Genomic DNA, 246 nt, shown 5'->3' with positions numbered 1-246 from the left:
GATGGTGCCGGCCAGAGGACTTGAACCCCCAACCTACTGATTACAAGTCAGTTGCTCTACCAGTTGAGCTAGGCCGGCTTGTTAAATGGTTCAGGACAGAGTCGAACTGCCGACACATGGAGCTTCAATCCATTGCTCTACCAACTGAGCTACTGAACCATAATAATAATGGCGGTCTCGACGGGAATCGAACCCGCGATCTCCTGCGTGACAGGCAGGCGTGTTAACCGCTACACTACGAGACCT

The 246-nt window shown here is 52.4% G+C and carries 3 tRNA genes; all 3 read right to left on the bottom strand.

Features of this window, described 5'->3' with window-relative positions:
* Positions 1-2: 2 nt before the first annotated feature.
* The 3 genes from CD121_RS09895 to CD121_RS09885 all read right to left on the bottom strand — a co-directional run bounded on the left by CD121_RS09895 (position 3) and on the right by CD121_RS09885 (position 245).
* Positions 3-78 (bottom strand) — tRNA-Thr (locus CD121_RS09895).
* Positions 79-86: 8 nt separating this feature from the next.
* Positions 87-159 (bottom strand) — tRNA-Phe (locus CD121_RS09890).
* 10 nt (positions 160-169) lie between these two features.
* Positions 170-245: transfer RNA gene (locus CD121_RS09885), tRNA-Asp, on the bottom strand.
* Position 246 lies beyond the last annotated feature (1 nt).

This window comes from Staphylococcus pasteuri, from assembly GCF_003970495.1.
Taxonomy (GTDB): domain Bacteria; phylum Bacillota; class Bacilli; order Staphylococcales; family Staphylococcaceae; genus Staphylococcus; species Staphylococcus pasteuri.
The sequence above is the reverse complement of the archived record's forward strand: the minus strand, read 5'-3'. Positions and strand labels throughout refer to the sequence as shown.